At 61.6% G+C, this 2,991-nt stretch carries 3 protein-coding genes; 2 read left to right on the plus strand and 1 reads right to left on the minus strand.

What is annotated here, in order from left to right; translation table 11 throughout:
- Positions 1–563 precede the first annotated feature (563 nt).
- Complete coding sequence (locus QOC89_RS17715; RefSeq protein WP_323046208.1) at positions 564–836, plus strand: YodC family protein; 273 nt, start codon at positions 564–566, stop codon at positions 834–836.
- Positions 837–884: 48 nt separating this feature from the next.
- Here the strand turns inward: QOC89_RS17715 and QOC89_RS17720 are convergent, their stop codons facing one another.
- Complete coding sequence (locus QOC89_RS17720; protein ID WP_323046209.1) at positions 885–1,196, minus strand: superinfection immunity protein; 312 nt, start codon at positions 1,194–1,196, stop codon at positions 885–887.
- A 239-nt stretch (positions 1,197–1,435) separates the two neighbouring features.
- Between QOC89_RS17720 and QOC89_RS17725 the strand changes: the two genes are divergently transcribed.
- Positions 1,436–2,899: a M20 family metallopeptidase gene (locus tag QOC89_RS17725; protein WP_323046210.1), complete on the plus strand. Its 1,464-nt coding sequence runs from the start codon at positions 1,436–1,438 to the stop codon at positions 2,897–2,899.
- Positions 2,900–2,991: the final 92 nt, after the last annotated feature.

A 2,991-nucleotide genomic window follows, 5' to 3' on the forward strand; every position in this document is an offset into this window, starting at 1 on the left:
TTGAGTGTGCTGTTGGTGCGGCATCAACAACTGGCACTCCGCCGGGCTGCACAGCCGGTTTGAAAAATAACGGCCTGGAAATCGTTTTCATTGACTTGTTTTTAACGGCCGCTGCCGAAAATTATTATGCACTTTAAACAAAACCGGTTTTGGAGAGGCGTATTTACCGATGAGTTTTCCGTTCACAGGTAATCCCGTTTTACCGGCGATCAGAATAAACCCTGATCGGGTTTTGTCGGCGGTAGCTTTTTGTATGATAAATGCGTAACGCATTTTCTACTGGCGGCTGAACGTGGCACCGTAAATTTTGCTTGCGTACAGGGCTTCTGGGCGGGGCTCCGGCGCCCCTTCCGCGCGGCGTATCTGGTTTTCCCCGTCGCTCTCGCGGCAAGGAAACTTATTCCATCGTCGATGAAAACGGTATCAATAAAAAGCGCTTGCGGTGGTTAATTTCGATTGTTAATCTTGGCAAACTTTTCAGAGTTTTCCTTCGGCCGGTTCAATGTTGCAAAGCACGATGCGATAACTTAATTCCGTTCAACGGGTTCCGTAGGGGATTGAATATGCTGACCGCGACCATTGACGAATTCGACACCCCGCCAGCCACACGCTTCAATGTCGGCGACGTCGTCACATTGAAGGAAGGCGGCTCGCGCATGACCGTGACTTACGCAGGTCCGGTAGCGCTCAATCCTGGGGATTGGCTGATTTGCGAATGGTTCGACGAACACGGTGAGTTGCGCCGCGAAATGTTCGCGCACGACAGCGTGCGGGCCGAGCCACGCTCGATTCCCGCCGGTTCGGTGCTGTGGGGCAGAATGGGCCGCGCCGCCTGATTTGCGGTTCCACTTGGGGCCCGATTTGCGGCCCGCCCCGCGGCCTGATTACTTCTCCCCGCGCTCACGCGCCGTAGCACGTCTTTGCACTCGCACCAGAAGCGCTGACGAAAACGCTCGCATTTGCACGATCTTTCGCGTCTCTACCACTTCGCCGGCTACGTTCTTCGGCGGGTTCGGTTGCAGCGACCAGTAGAGCGCGAGCAGCCAGCCAAAACCCGTCCAGCCGAGACACGCATTGAAGAGTGCCAGCGTCAGCACGTCATGGCGCTTGCGCCGGTCCGCGAGAATGCTCGGCAGAAAATACAGTGCCAGCGCGAACACCGCGGCGATGGCCTGAAGTACGACGATGCCAGTCATGGTACGGCTCCCCAGGACGCGATCTATGCCGCGATTGTCGCGCGATTGTTTTCCTTGCGCAGGTTCGGTGTGCGCCGTCGCTTTGAAATCGTGCAGAGAGCAACCCTCCGCCGGCGCGCGTCACCATGCGGCGCCAACCATCGTCCTGGGCCCCGAATGCACGGCAAGGGGTTCAGCCCGTCGCGCATCGGGACTATCATGGACGTTTCGACTGAACAGAACCGCCACGGACCGCCACCATGATCTCCGACGATACGACCCAGCAAACGCAGCGCATCAACCAGGACACGCTACGCGAGTTCGTAGACCGCAAATGGAACGACGAGATCGTGCCCGCGCTCACGGACTACATCGCCGTGCCGGCCAAGAGCCCGGCATTCGATCCCGAGTGGGTCAAGCACGGCTATCTCGAACGCGTGATCACCGACGCGGCCCAATGGGCCGAACAGCAGCCGGTGCGCGGCCTGAAGCTCGAAGTGATTCGTCTGCCGGGCCGCACGCCGGTGATTTTCTTCGAAACGGCCGCGACCCGTTCGGGTAGCGAGGAAACCATCGTGCTGTACGGCCACCTCGACAAGCAGCCTGAGTTCGACGGCTGGCGCAACGACCTCGGCCCCTGGACGCCGAAGCTCGAAAACGACAAGCTGTACGGCCGCGGCGGAGCCGACGACGGCTACGCGATTTACGCGAGCCTCACGGCACTGGCCGCGCTGGACGCGCAAGGCATCGAGCGCCCGCGCTGTGTCGGCCTGATCGAAACCTGCGAGGAATCGGGCAGCTACGATCTGCTGCCGTACGTCGACGCATTGCGCGAACGGCTGGGCAAAGTCGGTCTCGTCGTCTGTCTCGATTCGGGCGCGGGCAATTACGATCAACTCTGGCTCACCACCTCGCTGCGCGGTCTGGTTGCCGGCGACCTCGAAGTCCAGGTGCTCGACGAAGGGATTCACTCGGGCGGTTACGGCGGGATTGCGCCGTCGAGTTTCCGCATCATGCGGCAACTGTTCGACCGTCTCGAAGATTCCGCCAACGGCACGCTGCTGCCGAAGGGGTTCCACGTCCAGATCCCGGCGGAGCGTCTGCGCGAAGCGGAAGCCACCGCCCAGATTCTCGGCGACGACGTCTGGAAGAAGCTGCCGTGGGCTTGCGGCCAGGACGGCCGTCAGGTGCTGCCCACCACCACCGATCCGCAGGAGGCCTTGCTCAACTCGACATGGCGTCCGTCGCTGTCGGTGACCGGTGCGGCCGGCTTGCCCGCGCTCGCCGACGCCGGCAACGTGCTGCGTCCGCGCACGGCGTTCAAGCTGTCGCTGCGTCTGCCGCCGCTGATCGAAGCGGAAAAGGCCGTCGCCGATCTGAAGGCGCTGCTCGAACTCGACCCGCCGTACAACGCCAAGGTAACGTTCAAGCCGGACGCCGGCGCGGCGAGCGGCTGGAGCGCGCCCGATCTCGCACCGTGGCTCGCCACGGCGCTCAATGACGCGTCGCGCGCGCATTACGGCGCGGACGTCGCCTACATGGGGCAGGGCGGCACGATCCCGTTGATGAACGTACTGAAGTCGGGCTTCCCGAAGTCGCAGTTCATGGTGTGCGGTGTGCTCGGGCCGAAGTCGAATGCGCACGGGCCCAACGAGTTCCTGCACGTGCCGTACGGCAAGAAGCTGACGGCTGCGGTTGCCCAGGTAATCGCCGCCGCGCCTTGATCCTGATCTGATCTCGTGTTGATAGCGCCTTGACCTTTCCACCCACGCTCACACTGTGAATGACCGATCACCCGACTGCTGAAACCACCTCG

This window comes from Paraburkholderia sp. (assembly GCF_034668105.1).
Taxonomy (GTDB): Bacteria; Pseudomonadota; Gammaproteobacteria; order Burkholderiales; family Burkholderiaceae; genus Paraburkholderia.

What these genes read in the sequence shown, in the direction of transcription:
- QOC89_RS17725 (WP_323046210.1), top strand. Translation starts at nt 1,436, where the DNA reads ATGATCTCCGACGATACGACCCAGCAAACGCAGCGCATCAACCAGGAC.
- QOC89_RS17715 (WP_323046208.1), top strand. Translation starts at nt 564, where the DNA reads ATGCTGACCGCGACCATTGACGAATTCGACACCCCGCCAGCCACACGC.
- QOC89_RS17720 (WP_323046209.1), bottom strand. Translation starts at nt 1,196, where the DNA reads ATGACTGGCATCGTCGTACTTCAGGCCATCGCCGCGGTGTTCGCGCTG.